This window comes from Bacillus sp. DHT2, from assembly GCF_026241455.1.
GTDB classification, from domain to species: domain Bacteria; phylum Bacillota; class Bacilli; order Bacillales; family Bacillaceae_G; genus Bacillus_A; species Bacillus_A pseudomycoides.
The window spans coordinates 1-19,936 of the sequence record NZ_JAPHWH010000007.1 but is presented as its reverse complement, the minus strand read 5'-3'; the positions used below and the strand labels follow the sequence as shown (position 1 = coordinate 19,936).

The 19,936-nt window shown below is 38.4% G+C and carries 18 protein-coding genes and 1 pseudogene; 14 read left to right on the top strand and 5 right to left on the bottom strand.

From position 1 onward, the window contains the following. The first annotated feature begins 62 nt into the window (after positions 1-62). A complete protein-coding gene (locus ORL93_RS17300) occupies positions 63-374 on the top strand; it encodes a heavy metal-binding domain-containing protein (RefSeq protein ID WP_265959307.1) in 312 nt (103 codons plus the stop codon). A gap of 342 nt (positions 375-716) precedes the next feature. Here ORL93_RS17300 and ORL93_RS17295 read toward each other — a convergent pair. The 4 genes and pseudogenes from ORL93_RS17295 to ORL93_RS17280 all read right to left on the bottom strand — a co-directional run. Continuing rightward, positions 717-1,067, bottom strand: a pseudogene (locus tag ORL93_RS17295) (ATP-binding cassette domain-containing protein); the annotation flags it as partial. A gap of 283 nt (positions 1,068-1,350) precedes the next feature. Next, complete coding sequence (locus tag ORL93_RS17290) at positions 1,351-1,884, bottom strand: flavodoxin family protein (protein WP_265959306.1); 534 nt, start codon at positions 1,882-1,884, stop codon at positions 1,351-1,353. A 6-nt stretch (positions 1,885-1,890) separates the two neighbouring features. Beyond that, positions 1,891-2,259 carry a MerR family transcriptional regulator gene (locus ORL93_RS17285; RefSeq protein ID WP_006096551.1) on the bottom strand — a complete coding sequence of 123 codons (369 nt, stop codon included), beginning with the start codon at positions 2,257-2,259 and terminating at the stop codon, positions 1,891-1,893. A 51-nt stretch (positions 2,260-2,310) separates the two neighbouring features. Further along, a complete protein-coding gene (locus tag ORL93_RS17280) occupies positions 2,311-3,204 on the bottom strand; it encodes a LysR family transcriptional regulator (RefSeq protein ID WP_003201848.1) in 894 nt (297 codons plus the stop codon). A 302-nt stretch (positions 3,205-3,506) separates the two neighbouring features. Here ORL93_RS17280 and ORL93_RS17275 point away from each other — a divergent pair, with 302 nt between their 5' ends. From ORL93_RS17275 to ORL93_RS17265, 3 genes are all read left to right on the top strand, one after another. Further along, the gene (locus ORL93_RS17275) at positions 3,507-4,529 is read left to right on the top strand and encodes a YeiH family protein (protein ID WP_003201850.1); all 1,023 of its coding nucleotides are present in this window, start codon (positions 3,507-3,509) and stop codon (positions 4,527-4,529) included. Between the two features lie 105 nt (positions 4,530-4,634). Next, positions 4,635-5,396 (top strand): MerR family transcriptional regulator, encoded by a 762-nt coding sequence (locus tag ORL93_RS17270; RefSeq protein WP_265959305.1) that lies wholly within the window; start codon positions 4,635-4,637, stop codon positions 5,394-5,396. Next, the gene (locus ORL93_RS17265) at positions 5,393-6,004 is read left to right on the top strand and encodes a hypothetical protein (RefSeq protein WP_265959304.1); all 612 of its coding nucleotides are present in this window, start codon (positions 5,393-5,395) and stop codon (positions 6,002-6,004) included. The genes ORL93_RS17270 and ORL93_RS17265 overlap by 4 nt, the downstream gene beginning before the upstream one ends. A gap of 19 nt (positions 6,005-6,023) precedes the next feature. Here ORL93_RS17265 and bcaP read toward each other — a convergent pair whose 3' ends face one another. Continuing rightward, positions 6,024-7,433: a branched-chain amino acid transporter BcaP gene (bcaP, locus tag ORL93_RS17260; RefSeq protein ID WP_018781292.1), complete on the bottom strand. Its 1,410-nt coding sequence runs from the start codon at positions 7,431-7,433 to the stop codon at positions 6,024-6,026. A gap of 212 nt (positions 7,434-7,645) precedes the next feature. Here bcaP and ORL93_RS17255 point away from each other — a divergent pair, with 212 nt between their 5' ends. The 10 genes from ORL93_RS17255 to trxB all read left to right on the top strand — a co-directional run bounded on the left by ORL93_RS17255 (position 7,646) and on the right by trxB (position 19,769). Beyond that, entirely contained in the window at positions 7,646-8,074 is a 429-nt protein-coding gene (locus ORL93_RS17255; protein ID WP_265959303.1) for a DUF4362 domain-containing protein, read from the top strand. A gap of 296 nt (positions 8,075-8,370) precedes the next feature. Beyond that, positions 8,371-10,347, top strand: a complete 1,977-nt coding sequence (gene uvrB, locus ORL93_RS17250) for an excinuclease ABC subunit B (protein ID WP_265959302.1) — start codon at positions 8,371-8,373, stop codon at positions 10,345-10,347. Between the two features lie 5 nt (positions 10,348-10,352). Continuing rightward, positions 10,353-13,223 (top strand): excinuclease ABC subunit UvrA, encoded by a 2,871-nt coding sequence (gene uvrA, locus ORL93_RS17245; protein WP_006096545.1) that lies wholly within the window; start codon positions 10,353-10,355, stop codon positions 13,221-13,223. A 319-nt stretch (positions 13,224-13,542) separates the two neighbouring features. Continuing rightward, entirely contained in the window at positions 13,543-13,917 is a 375-nt protein-coding gene (locus ORL93_RS17240) for a phage holin family protein (protein WP_018765105.1), read from the top strand. Between the two features lie 162 nt (positions 13,918-14,079). Next, positions 14,080-15,009, top strand: a complete 930-nt coding sequence (hprK, locus tag ORL93_RS17235) for an HPr(Ser) kinase/phosphatase (RefSeq protein ID WP_016112515.1) — start codon at positions 14,080-14,082, stop codon at positions 15,007-15,009. 23 nt (positions 15,010-15,032) lie between these two features. After that, entirely contained in the window at positions 15,033-15,845 is an 813-nt protein-coding gene (gene lgt / locus ORL93_RS17230) for a prolipoprotein diacylglyceryl transferase (RefSeq protein WP_003201869.1), read from the top strand. A gap of 65 nt (positions 15,846-15,910) precedes the next feature. Next, on the top strand, positions 15,911-16,549 hold the full coding sequence (ppaX, locus tag ORL93_RS17225) for a pyrophosphatase PpaX (protein WP_003201871.1): 639 nt from the start codon (positions 15,911-15,913) through the stop codon (positions 16,547-16,549). A gap of 21 nt (positions 16,550-16,570) precedes the next feature. Next, on the top strand, positions 16,571-17,092 hold the full coding sequence (locus ORL93_RS17220) for an acyltransferase (protein WP_003201873.1): 522 nt from the start codon (positions 16,571-16,573) through the stop codon (positions 17,090-17,092). Positions 17,093-17,223: 131 nt separating this feature from the next. Beyond that, the gene (locus tag ORL93_RS17215; RefSeq protein WP_003201874.1) at positions 17,224-18,735 is read left to right on the top strand and encodes a tetratricopeptide repeat protein; all 1,512 of its coding nucleotides are present in this window, start codon (positions 17,224-17,226) and stop codon (positions 18,733-18,735) included. A gap of 77 nt (positions 18,736-18,812) precedes the next feature. Beyond that, positions 18,813-19,769, top strand: a complete 957-nt coding sequence (trxB, locus tag ORL93_RS17210; protein WP_018781296.1) for a thioredoxin-disulfide reductase — start codon at positions 18,813-18,815, stop codon at positions 19,767-19,769. Positions 19,770-19,936: the final 167 nt, after the last annotated feature.

Here is a 19,936-nt window from a genome sequence, read left to right as displayed (position 1 = left end):
ACAGAATTAGCGTACCATATAGGTAGGTAAGAAAAAGATACATATATAGGAGGCTGTAAAAAATGATCGTAACAACAACTTCTGTTATTCAAGGGAAAGAAATTATCGAGTACATTGATATCGTAAACGGTGAAGCAATTATGGGTGCAAATATCGTCCGCGACTTATTTGCTTCTGTTCGTGACATTGTCGGTGGCCGTTCTGCTGCATATGAAAGTAAATTAAAAGAAGCACGTGATATTGCGATGGAAGAGATGAAATCTCTTGCGAAGCAAAAAGGTGCAAACGCGATTGTTGGCATTGACGTAGACTATGAGGTAGTTCGCGAAGGGATGTTAATGGTTGCGGTAAGTGGAACAGCTGTCCGTGTGTAGAATATAAAGAAAGAAGCCGTGCTTAATGCACGGCTTTTTGTATGCTTACTTATGTCGTATATTGTCGAAGTGCCGATATACTTGGAGCATCCTAGCATGTCGAATCATCGATATTTCTTGGGAAATGGCAGCGGCCTCGTCGAGATATAGGGAAGACATTAGAGTGCTTCCTTACAATTCCTGATTTTCTCCAATAACTGTTCATATTCTTGTTCAAGAATTGTAACATCATCCTGTCGATCAGGCATCGAAATCCGGCTGATGATTTCTGTTAATTTTGTTTGCAATCGTAACAGTTCTTGCTCGGTAGTGTTTACAGAAGTTTGTTCTGTTCGATTCATATATGGAAGCTTCCTGCTCAAGAGCATGAGCGATCTTTAAGCGCATTCGTTCACCGCCACTCATTGCATCTGAAACGTTTGAAATGTTCCACTTTCCTTTTGCAAAAGTGGAAGTATCCTCCAATGTTTCCTCGCTAAATTGAGGGATAATGGCGATCGAACCATAATGTGAGACAGAACCTTCGTCCGGCTCTATTTCTTTGTTTAATATTTGTAGTAGCGTAGATTTTCCGGCTCCATTGACTCCGACAATGCCGATGCGGTCATTTCCTTGAATTTCAAGCGATTGTACTGTAAATATAGTGCGGTCACCAAAGTTTTTTTCAATATTGCGTGCGAATAAAATGGTTATAAAAAACCTCCCTAGTTTCACTAGAGAGGATAGACGTCACCCATAGATGTAAAAAAGTGTGCAGAAATAAGCGATGCACATATTTTTACACGATCGCGATAAAAGAAAGTATCGACAAATGGATAGACTAATCCTCTTCTAGTTTTCATCATTTTGTTTCACTATGCGTGATGGATGAATAAATAAGAGAATTAGAACTTCATTGGCCGGGTTACCTTCTTTTCATAATGTTATTTTTATTGTATGCGTATACAAAGAGATTTGGCAAACTAGTTTCTGGTTATTATTTCCGGAATTGTTCATTGTATAGTTTCGCTTTTGCTAATACTTCTTTATCGTTTGAAATTTCATCCGGTGCATTAGCATCACCGATAATGTAGCCTTCAAAAGAAGAACCGATAAAATCAAAGATGTATTGAAATTGTGTGATAAGTGGTAATGCTTTTAACTTTGGATTATCTCCACCAACAATGACAACGTACATCTTTTTTTCTTTCATCTTTTCTTTAAAATGAAGGGATCTATCACGTAAACTTTGTGACCAGCGATCAACAAAGTTTTTCATTTGTCCGCTCATCCCATACCAATATAGAGGTGTAGCGAAAATAATTGTGTCGTGTTCTAGCATTTGCTCAATTAGGTTTTGGTAATCATCATCTACTGGTTGAAATCCTTCTGCTTCATGACGTTGGTCTGTAATAGGATGAACGGTATGATCACGTAAATAAACTTGTTCTGCATCGATACCATCAATCATCATGTGTGTAAGGGCTTCTGTATTTCCATTTGAACGGGAGCTTCCGTGTATAACGAACATATGCAATCATTCCTTTTCCTTCGTTTTTTTTAGGAGTGAAACATGCTTCTGTATATTCGCTTGAATATTGGAGAGCAGTGAAATTTGCTTTGTTACCTCAGCCAGCTTTTCTTCGTAAAGTGTAAGAATACTACTGCATGGATTTTCGTATAATTGTGGTTCAATTTCTAAGCAGCGCAGCATTCTTGCAGTTTCTTCTAAATTTAAGCCGAGCTGTAAGTACATCTGAATGAGTTCAACTTTTCTGGTGGCACTTGCCTCAAAATCACGATAGCCATTTGTAAGGCGTTTCGAAGGAAGCAACCCTTTTTCTTCATAATGCCTTAATGAACGTTCACTGACGCCAGTTCGCTTTGATAATTCTCCAATTCGCACTGCATTTCACTCCTTTCGTATATATTGTAAACCTTCACACTAATGTGAAGGTCAACTCTGTTTTTGTGCAAATGAATGAACGTGGTCTAAAAAGACTTGAATGGCTTTGGAAGGAATAAAGTATTTGCCACGAACGATAGAGAAAGGACGGATGAGTTTTTCGTTTGGAACTTCGACATGGAAAAGTTCTTTTGCTTGTAGCTCTTTCCTTACGGTCCAGTCAGAAAGGATTGCAATGCCGAGCCCAGCAGCAACGGCTTCTTTTACGCTTTGAATGCTGCTAAATGTAAAGAAACGCTTCATTTTTAAATGGTGCTGATGGATAAAACGATCGCTATAGGCGCGTGTTCCAGATCCCATCTCCCTGAGAATCCATACTTGATCTTGAAGTGAAGCTTCGTTAATTGCATGTGCACCCAGAAGAGGATGTTTTGGTGGAACGACTAGTTTCATTTCATCTTTCATAAAAGTCTCTACATCTATATCAGTGTATACGACTTGACCCTCTACTAAGCCAATATCGATTTGGTTGGAACGAATGCTTTGGAGAACTTCTTCTGTGTTGGAGATAAACGTGTGTACTTCCACACGCGGATTTTCATTGGCGTAGCGTGCTAATATTTTTGGGAGTAAATATTCACCAATTGTAAAACTTGCCCCAATGCGCAGTGTACCTGTAACAACGTTATGTAGTTCGTTAATTTCTTGTTTTGCTTCTTCATAAAGGGATAGCATTTGCTTCGCATGTATGTATAGAATATTGCCAGCTTCCGTAACTTGGACGTGTTTTGGAGAACGCTGAATGAGCGTAGTGCCAAATTCGTTTTCTAAATTGCGAATATGCATGCTGACGCCAGGCTGAGAGAGATTGAGCAATTCTGCCGCACGAGAGAAATGTTTTTGTTCTACGACGGTCACAAATATTTTTAAAATATCGACGTTCATGATGTTTGCTCCTTTGCTCTTTTGTTATTGATCTAGAGATTAGTTTCCGCTTTTCTATTGTCTAGCTCCGGCAGCTAAAATCTACGGTTGTTTCGTCCCCTCGGACGAGGCAAAAAGTGCCTCGTCCGAGGGGGCTCCAACGCCCTGCGATTTTGAACGAGCCGCCTCCATTTTTTTAGTTTATCATAAGTTTTTCTGATGGTTGAGATTGAATATTGGTATTAAACTTATTATTGGAATGCTTTTATAATGGAAGTATAAGAAACATGCATGTTTTAATACGATTATTGGAGTGATCCAAAGTGGAACAAACACTTGTTATACAAAAGAAGAAGCGTCTCGGTTTTTCACAGGGGATTGGGATTACATTGTTGATTGCGATTAGCGCGAAATATTTAGCGGAGCTTCCATTTTTAAATATTATGGGCCAATTAGTTATCGCTATTCTAATTGGAATGATTTGGAGAGCTACAATTGGTGTTCCAAGCGAAGCGATAGCGGGAACGAATTTTGCGAGTAAGAAGTTACTTCGCTTCGGAATTATTTTGCTAGGTATGCGATTAAATCTTGTTGATATTGCAAAGGCTGGGCCAAAGGTGCTAGTTATTGCAGCGATTGTCATTGCTTTTACACTTGTTGTTGTATACGCATTAACACGTGTTTTTAAAGTAGATAAAACACTTGGGATTTTAACAGCATGCGGGACGGCAATTTGCGGCGCGGCCGCGGTCGTGGCAATTGCACCGCAAGTGAAAGCGAAGGACGATGAAACAGCGGTCGGTGCAGCGATTATTGCTATTTTAGGTACAATTTTTACGTTGATTTATACTTTATTATACCCAGTTCTTGGATTATCCCCGTATGGTTACGGTGTATTTTCTGGAGCGACGCTGCATGAGATTGCACATGTCATCGCTGCTGCGGCGCCAGGTGGAAGCGCGTCTGTTGATATTGCGGTTATTGTAAAATTAACGCGTGTTGCCATGCTTGTACCAGTAGCGATTTTAATTGGCTTATGGTTTAAGCGTAGTGAGGGAAATGGGCAAAAAGGCTCTTGGCGTGATATTCCGATTCCGTGGTTTATCTTAGGGTTCTTGGCAATGAGTGCATTTCATTCATTAGGTGTTATACCGGAAGTGGTAGCAGGCTATATCGTAATCCTTGCTTATATGCTCATTGCGATGGCAATGGCGGGACTTGGTTTAAATGTAGAATTTACGACATTCCGTAAATTAGGAAGTAGAGCATTTGTAGCTGGATTGGTAGGATCTGTTTGCCTTTCTGTTCTTGGGTATATTCTCGTATATGCGTTAGGCTTTATGTAAGGTAACCAAAAGAGACATAGTGAATATGTCTCTTTTTTGAATTTTTTTACAAAAACACTTGAAAGTTACGTTACGTCATCTTTTATAATGAAAGAGGAAAGGGTGATGGAAATGATCTCGATTCAAGAACTTACAAAGGAAACAGAAGTTACGGTAAGAACACTTCGTTATTATGATCAAATTGATTTATTGAAACCAAGCGGGAAAACAGAAGGTGGACACCGTTTATATAGTGAAGGGGACGTCATTCGTTTGCAACAAATTTTATTTTTAAAAGAAATGAGTTTCTCGTTAAAAGAGATTATGAATATACTAATGACAGATGAATTTAGCTTAAGAGAATCATTGGAAAAACAGCTTGAGTTTGTACAAGAAGAGCAGAAAAAGTTTAATCGGATGGAACGGATTTTACAAGCTGTTGTGTATTCGGCTGAGTTAGAGGGAGAGTTAGATTGGAGAATTATGTTCGAACTTATTCAACTTTCGAGGCAGTCTCCTCGTATACGTGAAATATTTCAAAAGCAAGTGTTTTCAGAGGGTGAGCAAAAACTTCTTCGCAATTTGCCAAATATGAGCGAGGAGGATGAGAATGTTCAAGAATGGGTAGATGTGTTAAAACAGTTACGCAGCTTTATGAAAGAAGGGAAGGATGCATCTCATGATGCCGTGCAAGAAACTATAAAAAAGCTAATGGCTAAGTGTTTGGAGATGGCAAATGGGGATGAAGCATTTCTAGATAAATTATGGGAAGTACGAAAGTCAAAAGAAGACTCGCAGAAGATGAATATGTATCCAATTGAAGAGGAGCTTCTAGTGTATATGGATGAGGCTTTTCGTATATATGATGAGAAGGAGCGCGGAAAATGAGTATACTTGCAGAGTATCGTTGGCATTTCTTAATTGGTGCAGAAATTGTGTTTTGGATATCAGCAATTGGTTTCTTTTTACTTCGTTACGGATTTCGATTACGGAAGGCTAGTTTCATTGCTGGCATTGTGTTACTTCTCAATGAAGTCTTTATTTTAGCTTTAGGTGTCATGGATTATTATGAAACTGGTAAGTTTTCTAACTTTCAAATCATTACATTAGTGATATTGCTATATGCACTCTTTTATGGGAAAAAAGATTTAAAGAAATTAGATATACGTGTACAGAAACTCGTTGCAAGGTGGCGGAATGAACCACTTACACATATAGAAGAACCACTAGAGCTAACAGGCTGGGCTTACACAAAGCAGGAGATTGGAGAATGGAGTTTACATCTCGTTTTGTTTATCGTTGTTCATATTGTCTTTTTCTTTATGTATGGATTCGTGCCGATTGAACAGTGGGGAAATTGGCTTGAAAAAGGAATTGTGTTAAATGAGGCAGCCAGCCGTGTGAGTCAAGTTTGGGGAATTGTATTTTTAGTTGATACGGTAATTACATTTTCATATGTGTTTTTTCCAAAAAAAGAAAAAAAGCTGCTGTCCTAATGGGACAACAGCTTTTTCATTATGCAACGTCTTCTTTTTGTTTATTTTGTAGCGTACTATTTTTGTAACCGTAACTGAAGTAGACAACAAGTCCAATTACAAGCCATACTGCAAAGCCAATCCATGTTGTTGCTGGGAGCTGCAATGCTAGATATCCACAGAATAGAACAGCTAAAGCAGGAATCCATGGTACTAATGGTACTTTAAAAGCACGTGGTAGTTCTGGTTGTTTTTTGCGTAAGATGATTACCCCAATGGATACAACGATGAATGCGAATAGTGTACCGATATTTGTTAATTCTGCTAGTTTGTTTAAAGGAATGAAACCAGCAAAGAAAGCAACCATAGTTGCAGTAATCCAACTATTGATAACAGGTGTTTTTGTTTTCTTGTTCACACGAGAAAGTACTTTTGGTAGTAAGCCATCGCGGCTAATTGCGTAAAATAAACGTGTTTGTCCATATAACATAACGAGTAATACAGTTGTAATTCCAGTAATTGCTCCTAAAGAAATGAAACCTGCGATCCAATCTTGTTGGATGTATTGTAGTGCAAATGCAACAGGGTTTTTAACACCTAACTGATCGTAAGGCACAATTCCAGTTAAAATTAATGAAACAACGATATATAAAATTGTACAGATTGTTAAAGAAGCAATAATGCCGATTGGCATGTTACGCTGTGGGTTTTTCACTTCTTCAGCAGCTGTTGATACAGCGTCAAATCCGATGTAAGCAAAGAATACAGTTGCAGCTCCAGTTGTTACGCCAGAGAAGCCGAACGGCATAAATGGTGTCCAGTTTTCAGGTTTGACATAGAAAGCGCCAACACCGATAAATAGTAAGACAACAAAGAGTTTGATAGCTACCATGATCGCATTAAAGCGAGCTGATTTTTTTGCTCCTCTTGTTAACAACAATGTCATTAGAAAGATAATACAGATTGCCGGTAAGTCTACGTATGTTCCAGCTTCAGGATTATATGCGCTTGTTAAAGCGGTAGGTAATGTAATCCCGAATCCACTTAATAATCCTTGGAAATATCCTGACCAACCAGAGGCAACAGCTGAGGAAGCTAAGCCGTATTCTAAAATTAAATCCCACCCTAAAATCCAGGCGATTAATTCTCCAAATGTTGCATAGCTATAAGTGTATGCACTACCAGATACCGGTACAGTTGATGCGAATTCAGAATAACATAGTGCTGCAAATACACAGGCTAAACCGGATAAAATAAACGATAGAATAAGTGCTGGTCCTGCGTGTTCTGCTGCGGCAACACCAGTAAGAACGAAAATGCCTGTTCCAATAATGGCGCCGACCCCGAGCATTGTGAGATCAAATGCACCGAGTTCTTTCTTTAAAGATGCCCCTTTTTGTTCTGCCTGTGCTAATAATGCTGAAATGGATTTTTTCCGAAATAGATTCATATAGATCCCTCACTCCTTAGTTGTTATAATATTCTGAAAAATATTCCCGTTTTGTCGTATCGTGTCGAATCTTTGTAGTTTGTATTCTAAAGTAAAATAATATTTTTGTAAATATTTATTTTTTAGAAAATTCTACCTATTAATATTGTTCTTCTAGTTAATCTCGTGTTGAATGATAGTATAAAGCCAAAACAAGCTGGAGAGGATTTAATATGAGAAAAGGAATTGCCTTATTGAGTTTTCTATTTTGTATTGGAAGCTTAGTAGCATGTTCACAATCGGGCGGTAAAATTGATGAGAATAATGATGTGATTGCAAAAGGACATAAAATTTCTAATTTACATAAATTCGAGAAGTTCTTCATGAATGTTGAAAAAGGTAGAGCGGATAAAATATGCATTGTGAATTATACACATGAAGGAGATCCAATCTTTCAAACCCTAGAATATGTTGGGAGAGAAATCAGCTATAAGGTAGATAATTCTTATGATAAATTTGCTGGTAAAGATAAAGGGATTTACTCCGATACTTGTAAAAAGATAATGAAAGATACTCGTGAAGATATAAGGTATACGCTACATGATTGTGTGAAAGAAACAGGTCATAATGGATATGACCTGTTACGTATATCGGCAAAATAAATGGGATTAAAAAAGGAAGGGGCTTATAAAAAGAAGAAACCTTCCTTTTGCTATGTTTATCCCGCATTAATGGGCAGTAAGCCTCCGATCTCAAGATTCAGAGAGAAACGAGGAACAACTGCCCGTAAAAGACAGATTTATTAACCATCAGTGGAGATGAAGAAAACCCCTACTGATGGAAGTTTCACTTTATATTGTCGAAAACTTTACCGAATATCTGTTCGTTTTCTTGGTTTTTTCATGGGCATTCGTGGTAAAATGAGAATACAGATTTTTTACGAGGAGGTCGGTTTTGTTTGGAACATCAATTTGAGATTGTCTCAGAATATTCCCCGCAAGGTGATCAGCCAAGAGCGATACAGCAGCTGGTAGCGGGGATTAATAATGGTAAGAAACATCAAGTGTTGCTTGGAGCGACAGGAACGGGAAAGACATTTACGATTTCGAATGTTATTAAAGAAGTGAAGAAGCCAACGCTTGTAATGGCTCATAATAAAACATTAGCAGGACAACTGTATAGTGAACTCAAAGATTTCTTTCCGAACAATGCTGTTGAGTATTTTGTGAGTTATTACGATTATTATCAACCGGAAGCGTATGTACCACAAACCGATACGTTTATTGAAAAAGATGCACAAATCAATGATGAGATTGATAAATTACGTCACTCAGCGACATCAGCTTTATTTGAACGAGATGATGTCATTATTGTAGCAAGTGTTTCTTGTATTTACGGCTTAGGTTCGCCAGAAGAATACCGTGAACTTGTGGTTTCTTTGCGCGTTGGTATGGAAAAGGACCGTAATCAATTGCTTCGTGAACTTGTTGATGTGCAGTACGGTCGTAATGATATTGATTTTAAACGCGGAACATTTCGAGTGCGCGGAGATGTAGTTGAGATTTTCCCAGCATCGCTTGATGAACATTGTATTCGGATTGAGTTTTTTGGCGATGAGATTGATCGTATCCGTGAAGTGAATGCCTTAACAGGTGAAGTATTAGCAGAACGTGAACATGTAGCAATCTTTCCGGCATCTCACTTCGTTACACGTGAAGAAAAAATGAAAGTTGCCATTGAAAATATTGAAAAAGAATTAGAAGAACGTTTAAAAGAATTAAATGATAACGGTAAATTGTTAGAAGCCCAGCGTATTGAGCAGCGAACTCGTTACGATTTAGAAATGATGCGAGAGATGGGATTTTGTTCGGGGATTGAAAACTACTCCCGTCATTTGACGCTCCGTCCAGCTGGTTCAACACCATATACATTAATAGATTATTTCCCTAAAGATTTCCTAATTGTTATGGATGAGTCGCATGTAACAGTGCCACAAGTAAGAGCGATGTATAATGGGGACCAAGCGCGTAAACAAGTGCTTGTTGACCATGGATTTCGCTTGCCGTCAGCGATGGATAATAGACCGCTTATGTTTGAAGAGTTTGAAGAGAAAACGAATCAAGTTGTGTATGTATCAGCAACACCGGGTCCATATGAACTAGAGCTTACACCGGAAGTTGTGGAGCAAATTATCCGTCCAACGGGGCTTTTAGATCCGCAAATTGATGTAAGACCAATTGAAGGGCAAATAGATGATTTATTAGGAGAAATCCATGACCGCATTGCGAAAAATGAGCGTGTATTGATTACGACATTAACAAAGAAAATGTCAGAGGATTTAACAGATTATTTAAAAGATGTTGGTATTAAAGTAAACTACTTACATTCTGAAATTAAAACGCTAGAGCGGATTGAAATTATTCGAGATCTTCGCCTTGGTAAATTTGATGTGCTTATTGGTATTAACTTGTTGCGAGAAGGGCTTGATATTCCAGAAGTATCACTCGTAGCGATTTTAGATGCGGACAAAGAAGGGTTCCTACGTTCAGAGCGATCATTGATTCAGACAATTGGTCGTGCCGCGCGTAATGAACACGGTCATGTAATCATGTACGCAGATCGCATAACGAGATCGATGGGAATTGCAATTGAAGAGACGAAACGCCGTCGTCAAAAGCAAGAAGCTTACAACGAGGAACATGGCATTACACCGAAAACAATTCAAAAAGAAGTACGTGACGTGATTCGTGCAACAACAGCTGCAGAAGAAACAGAAGTGTATGAAGCTGGGCCGGCTAAGAAAATGACGAAGAAAGAACGAGAAAAAACAATCGCGAAGATGGAAGCAGAAATGAAGGAAGCGGCAAAGGTACTAGACTTCGAGCGTGCAGCTGAGCTGAGAGATTTACTGCTAGAATTAAAAGCGGAAGGGTGAAAATAGTGAGCAAAGATTTTATCGTTGTAAAAGGTGCGAGGGCGCATAACTTGAAAAATATTGATGTAACCATTCCGAGAAATCAGCTCGTTGTTGTGACAGGTCTGTCTGGTTCAGGGAAATCATCATTAGCATTTGATACGATTTATGCCGAAGGGCAGCGCAGATACGTGGAGTCTTTATCCGCGTATGCGCGCCAATTTTTAGGGCAAATGGATAAACCGGATGTGGATACAATTGAAGGGTTATCACCAGCAATTTCAATTGATCAAAAAACGACGAGTCGTAACCCGCGTTCAACAGTCGGAACGGTGACAGAGATTTATGATTATTTACGCCTATTATTTGCGCGTATTGGGACACCAATCTGTCCGAACCACGGGATTGAAATTACATCACAAACGGTAGAACAAATGGTAGACCGTGTTTTGGAATATCCAGAGCGCACGAAATTACAAGTGTTAGCACCGATTGTATCAGGTCGTAAAGGTGCACACGTGAAAGTATTAGAGGATATAAAGAAACAAGGTTATGTTCGCGTTCGTGTTGATGGAGAAATGCTTGATGTGTCTGAAGAAATTACGTTAGATAAAAACAAGAAGCATTCTATTGAAGTCGTAATTGACCGTATCGTTGTGAAAGAAGGGGTTGCAAGCCGCCTTGCAGATTCTCTTGAAAGTGCATTGAAACTAGGTGGAGGTCGTGTATTAATCGATGTGATTGGAGAAGAGGAACTTTTATTTAGTGAGCATCATGCTTGCCCGCATTGTGGTTTTTCGATCGGTGAATTAGAACCTCGTATGTTCTCTTTCAATAGCCCATTTGGTGCGTGTCCGTCTTGTGATGGGCTTGGCTCAAAATTAGAGGTAGATTTAGAACTTGTAATTCCAAATTGGGATTTATCGTTAAATGGGCATGCGATTGCCCCTTGGGAACCGACTAGTTCGCAATATTATCCGCAATTGCTGCAATCTGTGTGTAATCATTACGGTATTGATATGGATATGCCTGTGAAGGATATACCGAAAGAGTTATTTGATAAAGTGTTGTACGGAAGTGGAGAAGAGAAGGTTTATTTCCGTTATGTGAATGACTTTGGACAAGTGAAAGAAAGTGATATTTTATTTGAAGGAGTTATTCCAAATATTGAACGTCGCTACCGTGAAACAAGTTCTGATTACATTCGTGAACAAATGGAGAAGTATATGGCGGAGCAGGCGTGTCCGAAATGTAAGGGCGGCCGCTTGAAGCCAGAAAGCTTAGCTGTTTTTGTTGGCGGAAAAACGATTGCGGATGTAACGAAGTACTCTGTTCAAGAAGTTTATGATTTCTTCGAGGGCATTGAACTGACAGAAAAACAAGAAAAGATTGCTCGTTTAATTTTACGTGAAATTAAAGAGCGCGTAAGTTTCTTAATTAACGTTGGACTTGATTATTTAACATTAAGCCGTGCAGCAGGAACATTATCAGGTGGGGAAGCACAGCGTATTCGTCTTGCAACGCAAATTGGTTCTCGTTTAACTGGCGTATTGTATATTCTTGATGAACCTTCTATCGGTTTACATCAGCGTGACAATGATCGCCTGATTCGTACACTACAGGAAATGCGTGATTTAGGAAATACGCTAATCGTTGTTGAACATGATGAAGATACAATGATGGCGGCCGATTATTTACTTGATATTGGCCCTGGCGCAGGAATTCATGGTGGGCAAGTTGTGTCATCTGGCTCGCCAGATGAAGTGATGAATGATGATAATTCATTAACAGGGCAATATTTAAGCGGTAAGAAATTTATTCCGGTCCCACTTGAGAGACGTAAAGGGGATGGGCGTAAGGTCGAGATTATTGGTGCAAAAGAAAATAACTTAAAAAATGCGAAGATGTCATTCCCGCTTGGGACATTTGTAGCAGTAACCGGCGTATCTGGATCAGGAAAAAGTACGATGATCAATGAAGTTCTATATAAATCGTTAGCACAGAAATTATATAAAGCGAAAAGTAAGCCAGGAGCTCATAAGGAAATTAAAGGCCTTGAGCATTTAGATAAAGTTATTGATATTGATCAATCACCAATCGGACGTACACCGCGCTCGAATCCAGCAACATACACAGGCGTTTTCGATGATATCCGTGATGTGTTTGCGCAAACGAATGAAGCAAAAGTACGTGGGTATCAAAAGGGACGTTTTAGTTTTAACGTGAAAGGTGGCCGTTGTGAGGCTTGCCGCGGTGATGGGATTATTAAAATTGAAATGCATTTCTTACCGGATGTATATGTTCCATGTGAAGTATGTCATGGAAAACGTTATAATCGTGAAACGTTAGAAGTGAAATATAAAGATAAGAACATTTCTGAAGTACTAGGAATGACGATTGAAGATGGGGTAGAATTCTTTGCCAACATCCCGAAAATTAAACGGAAGTTGCAGACGCTTGTAGATGTAGGGCTAGGCTATATGAAATTAGGGCAGCCGGCTACTACATTATCGGGTGGTGAAGCGCAGCGTGTGAAACTTGCATCTGAATTACATCGCCGTTCTACAGGTCGTACGTTATATATTTTAGATGAGCCGACAACCGGCTTACATGCACATGATATTGCACGACTTCTAGAAGTATTACAGCGCCTTGTTGAAAGTGGGGAAACTGTGCTTGTTATCGAGCATAACCTAGATGTAATTAAGACAGCAGATTACATTGTTGACCTTGGTCCAGAAGGCGGAGACAAAGGTGGTCAAATCATTGCGTCAGGTACGCCGGAGCAAGTTGTAAAAGAAGAGCGTTCCTATACAGGAAAGTATTTAAAAGAGATTTTAGAGCGTGATACGGCTCGTATGAAAGAGAAGATGAATGAGGTTGAGGTAGGGAGCTAAGCCAATTGGCTAGCTCCTTGTTTTTGTTTGGGAGAGGATTTAGCGTGACAGGTATACAAGTATAAGGGCTGGAATAAGTTGTTATATAAACTCATTTCGATTTTCAGCATACAAATCACGGCTACGAAGCCAAAAGGAGACTCCTACTCATTTCCTCCCTCTGTTTTCACATGGCATGGGGCGAACCTCCTATGCATGGGTGGATGCTCTCTTCCCAAAAAAAAAGAAAGGTTTTCCCTCGCTTTTTTTTATGGTTACTTGGCGTTTGCTATCCATTAGCGTATGATTAAGTATATATATCAAAAGGATGTGTAAGAAAATGAGATGGATTCTATCACTTCTTGTGAATAGCGTCGTATTAATTGTTGTATCAGGTCTTCTAAAGGGAATTGCACCAGACGCATTTTACATAGAAAACATACAAACCGCGATTATCGCGAGCGTTATTTTGTCGATTTTAAATGTATTTGTAAAACCGTTATTAATTTTAATTACGTTACCGATTACTGTTTTAACATTTGGTTTCTTCCTAATTGTAATTAATGCAATTACATTAGAGATGACAGATTCTTTGTTAGGTGATGCTTTTAACATATCAGGATTTGGTGTAGCAATTCTTGCGGCAATTTGTATTTCTATTTTAAATATGCTGATTGATAAAGTAATTGTCGAGCCATTATCTGAGAAAAAATAGAAAAATGACAAAAAGAAAAACATTTCATGAATCTCATGAAATGTTTTTTTCTATTTAGTAGAAACCATATTTCTTGTTTTCAGAAAAAAATGGTACAATATCGGTTAGAATGGAATTTTAAATCAAATGAGAATGAACCCGCAGCGGAGTGGAGGTTTACATATGCCGAAAGTAAGGACAAAAGATTTAATTGAGCAATTTCAATTGGAATTAGTAAGTGGTGAGGAAGGAATTCATCGTCCAATTGATACAAGTGATTTATCGCGACCTGGAATTGAAATGGCAGGATTCTTTACATATTATCCAGCAGATCGCGTACAGCTTCTTGGAAAAACGGAGCTTACTTTTTTTGATACATTAACAACTGAGCAAAAGCAAGAAAGAATGACAGCTCTTTGTACAGAAGAAACGCCGTGTATTATCGTAACGCGTAGTCAAGATGTACCTGGAGAATTATTGCAAGCATCACGTGAGTTTGGTGTGCCTCTTTTACGCTCTTCCCAAACGACGACAAGACTATCAAGTCGTTTAACAAATTATTTGGAAGGTAAGTTAGCACCAACAACTGCCGTTCACGGTGTATTAGTAGATATTTACGGCGTTGGTGTTTTAATTACAGGTCAAAGTGGCGTCGGGAAAAGTGAAACAGCACTTGAACTTGTTAAACGCGGTCACCGCTTAGTTGCGGATGATAGCGTAGAAATTCGTCAAGAAGATGAAGATACGTTAGTAGGAAGCTCGCCAGATTTAATTGAGCATTTACTAGAAATTCGTGGTCTAGGTATCATTAACGTCATGACGTTATTTGGTGCAGGGGCTGTGCGAAACTACAAGCGTATTACACTTGTGATTAATCTTGAGATTTGGGATCAAAAGAAAAACTATGATCGTCTAGGTCTTGATGAAGAGAAAATGAAAATTATAGATACAGAACTTACGAAGATTACACTTCCAGTTCGTCCTGGCCGAAACTTGGCTGTTATTATTGAAGTAGCAGCAATGAACTTCAGATTAAAACGAATGGGAGTCAATGCAGCACAACAATTTTCTGAGCGCTTAATGAGTGCGATTGAACTAGGAAATCAAGAATAAATTAGGAGAGAGAGGTCATACATATGCTGTTAGGTTCTGTACCACAGCTAGATCGTGTAGCGATTCAACTTGGGCCGTTCCCAGTCTATTGGTATGGGATTATTATTGGGACAGGTGTTTTGCTTGGACTTTGGCTAGCTACGCGCGAGGGTGAACGATTAGGTATTCCAAAAGATACTTTTGTCGATCTTGTTTTAATTGCGGTACCAATCGCGATTATTTGCGCACGCGCATACTATGTTATTTTTGAGTGGGAATATTATGTACAAGACCCAAGGCAAATTATTAATATTCGTCAAGGTGGATTGGCGATTCATGGTGGTTTAATCGGAGCGGTGATTACGGGGATTTTCTTTGCGAAAAAACGCGGTATTTCCTTCTGGAAGCTGGCTGATATTGCAGCACCAAGTATTCTTCTTGGACAAGCAATTGGCCGATGGGGGAACTTTATGAACCAAGAGGCTCACGGCGGTGAAGTAACAAGACAGTTTTTAGAAGGCTTACATTTACCAGAGTTTATTGTGAATCAAATGTATATTGATGGTGTATATTATCATCCAACGTTCTTATATGAATCATTATGGAATTTTGCAGGTGTAATTCTATTATTGTTATTACGCAAAGCGAATTTACGCCGTGGTGAATTATTCTTTACGTATTTAATTTGGTATTCAGTTGGACGTTTCTTTGTGGAAGGCTTACGTACGGATAGCTTAATGTTAGGACCGCTTCGCATTGCGCAAGTGATGTCCATCGGGCTTGTTGTTATTTCTATCATTTTCATTATTGTGAGACGTATAATGGGGCAAGCTGATAAAAGATATTCAGAAAACTAGAGAAAAGTAGCATCTTATATGAGATGCTGCTTCTTTCATATTCAGGCAGTGAAAGGATCGAGCATATGAAAATAAATACAGTGTTATTTGATTTAGATGGAACATTAATAAATACAAATGAACTTATTATTTCTTCTTTTTTACACACGTTAAATAAGTACTATCCAGATCAGTATAAGCGCGAAGATATATTGCCATTTATCGGTCCATCTTTGCATGAGACGTTTCGTTCAATGGATGAGGGCAAGGTAGATGAGATGATTCAGTGCTATCGTCAGTTTAATCATGACCATCATGATGAACTAGTGGAAGAATATGAAACTGTCTATGAAACCGTTCAGGAATTAAAGAAACAAGGTTATAAAATTGGAATTGTGACCACGAAGGCGAGACAAACAGTAGAAATGGGTTTAAAGCTTTCAAAATTAAAGGAGTTCTTTGATGTTGTTGTAACAATTGATGATGTAGAACACGTGAAACCACATCCAGAACCTATTCAAAAAGCATTGAAACTATTGGATGCAAAACCGGAAGAAACATTAATGGTTGGTGATAACCATCATGATATAGTAGGCGGACAAAACGCAGGTACGAAAACAGCGGCAGTGGCATGGACGATTAAAGGTAGAGAGTATTTAGAATCGTATAAGCCGGATTATGTACTAGATAGAATGAGTGATTTATTATCCATTTTGTCTGAATAGTAGATAAGGGGAGAGAGCAAAGTGCGACGGACAACGCGCTACCCTGTTTCAGGAGCAAATTCATTATGGAATGTGTATAAAACAGTATCCTTCTTTAAGGTAATGAAAAATTTTATTGTTATTCAAATTGCACGCTATACGCCATTTTTATCCGTGAAGAACTGGTTGTATCGCACGTTTTTACGGATGAAAGTCGGAGAGCAAACATCATTTGCACTTATGGCTATGCCTGATACTATGTTTCCAGAAAAGATTACAGTTGGAGCAAATTCAATAATTGGCTACAATACAACGATTTTAGCTCACGAATATTTAATTACGGAATATCGTCTTGGAGAAGTAATCATAGGGAATGAAGTGATGATTGGAGCAAATTCCACTGTATTGCCAGGTGTGAAGATTGGGGACGGTGCTATTGTTTCAGCAGGTACGCTTGTTCACCGTGATGTACCAAGCGGTGCTTTTGTAGGTGGAAATCCAATGCGTATCATTTATACGAAGGAAGAGATGGCAGAGAGGAGAAAGTCAATGTTAAAAATGTAACATTTCCCTTCTCTTTTTATGAATAAAAAGGAAATAATTGATTATAATATACTGTTTTGTTTTTTACGGAATCGTTTATACTTATAAATAGAAGAAGGTATGAACGAAGAAAACAAAAAACTGGAGGATATATGGGGAAAAATCAAAGAATATTTAAGGAGAACGGACAAGTTATCTCTTTTAATCAATTAGCTGATTTCTTTTATAAAAAAGGGATGAAGTCTTATCGCAATCATAAATTACAAGATGCGATTAAATATTTTCGAAGAGCGGCACAAAGTGAGAAAGAGCCGTTTATTTTATGTCAATTAGCTACGGTATTATCGGAAGTCGGTGAGTATCAAGAATCAAATCAAATTTTCTTGAAACTGATTCGTTCAAATTCTAATATTGAACAGTGCTATTATTTTGTAGCAAATAATTACGCATATCTTGGCTTGTTTCAGCAGGCGAAGAAGTATGCGGAGCAATATTTAGAGATAGCTACAGAGAAGGAATTTGTGGAAGAGACGTTAGAATTGCTTGAAATTATGGAAGAAGAATCAATGGATGCGGAAGAGTTTGAAGATGAAGATGAGTTAATTGTCATGCAGGAACAAGCGAACCGTTATATTCGCAACGGACAATTAGAAGAAGCAATTGCTACACTTGAAGTTGTTACGAAAGATTATCCGGAATTTTGGTCGGGTTATAATAATTTAGCAATTGCTCATTTTCAGTTAGGAAATGTAGATAAAGCATTAAAGTTAACAGAGATGATTTTAGAGAAAAATCCTGGTAATATGCATGCGTTATGTAATACGCTTATTTTTCTATATTCAATTGGAGAGCATAAGCAAGTAGAAGCGTTAGCGAAGCAACTAGAATCCGTATATCCAATGTCATTTGAGCATCGATTAAAGCTAGGAACAACATTCGCGACAATTGGTCACTTTGCATCGGCATATAAATGGTTAAGGTTATTAAAGCGTCAAGGTTATGAAGGAGATGTCAGCTTTTACTATTGGTTTGCATACTCTGCTTATATGATAAAAGATCAACAGACAGCGGAAAAGATGTGGCAATCTGTTGTAGAATTACACCCTGATAAAAAAGGGAAAGAGCCGTGGAATGCCCTGCATTTAGCTGATGAAGGACAGAATGTTTTGTTTGAAGAGCTGAGGAAATCCTTCCAGCAAAGTACAACGTTAGAAGAGCAAATGTTAGCACTGTATTTAATGAATGAATTAACAACACCTGAGAAGATTGGCTTTTTCTTTGATGTGACGCAGGCGAAAAATCGTGTGCCAATTGTTTCGCAACTGGCAAAATATTTCTTTTTAATGAGCAGTCATAAGAGTATTCCGAGCGAGTTACAACCGTTTGAACAATGTATTCGGATTGCGGATGCCTTATATAACTATACAAATAAAGAAGATGAATTGATTGAAGAGTGCTTACATTTTTGGTTTTGTACTTTTATACGCCTATATACATCTGGGACGGTATTTACAAACGTGTTTGGTTGGTCTGCGGCAATCGAGTATATTGTGCGCGGAGAACAGAGAAATAAAATGACACAGGCCGAACTTGGAAATATATATAATGTATCTGTGGCAACTGTGAGAAAATATGTGCAAGTAGTAAAGCGTACTCACGCGTAGGCAAATCATTGGGAAAAAACAGATGCTAACAGTATAATGAGGGTAAGTTATGGTAGGAATGAATAGGAGTGAATAGTGTGTCAGAAGAAAAAATTTATGATGTCATTATTATTGGTGCTGGGCCAGCTGGGATGACAGCTGCAGTGTATACGTCTCGTGCAAATTTAAGCACGCTTATGCTTGAACGTGGTATTCCAGGCGGACAAATGGCAAACACAGAAGATGTAGAAAACTATCCAGGTTATGAATCTATTTTAGGACCCGATTTATCAAATAAAATGTTCGAGCATGCGAAAAAATTCGGTGCTGAATATGCATATGGTGATGTGAAAGAAGTCATCGATGGCAAAGAATACAAAACAGTTGTAGCTGGTAAAAAAGAATACAAAACACGCGCAATTATCGTTGCAAGTGGTGCAGAGTATAAAAAGATCGGTGTACCAGGTGAAAAAGAACTTGGCGGCCGTGGTGTATCATATTGCGCGGTATGTGACGGCGCTTTCTTTAAAGGGAAAGAACTTGTTGTTATTGGCGGCGGAGATTCTGCTGTTGAAGAAGGTGTGTATTTAACACGTTTCGCATCAAAAGTAACAATCGTTCACCGTCGTGATGCTCTTCGCGCACAGAAAATTCTTCAAGACCGTGCTTTCCAAAATGAGAAAGTGGACTTCATTTGGAATCATACTGTAAAAGAAATTAACGAAGAGAATGGTAAAGTAGGTAGTGTAACACTTGTAGATGTTAACACTGGTGAAGAACAAGAATTTAAAGCAGACGGTGCTTTTATCTATATCGGAATGTTACCATTATCAAAACCATTTACTGAGCTTGGCATTACAAATGAAAATGGTTATATTGAAACAAATGAACGTATGGAAACGAAAGTTCCTGGTATTTTCGCAGCTGGTGATATTCGCGAAAAAATGCTTCGTCAAATTGTAACAGCAACTGGCGATGGCAGTATTGCAGCACAAAGTGCACAGCACTACGTAGAAGAGCTGTTAGAGGAATTAAAAACTGTAACAGAAAAATAAGGATGTAAATCCTTTTCGAAGAAGAAAGCTACCTTCGTATTGATATGATCCCCTTATAGTAGACAGTAAAAAGAAAGCACATTAATCTGTTTACTATGGAGGGGATTTTTTCTATGGGTAAAATTAGAGTAACTTACGATATAGAATTTAAGAAAAAAGCAGTAGAT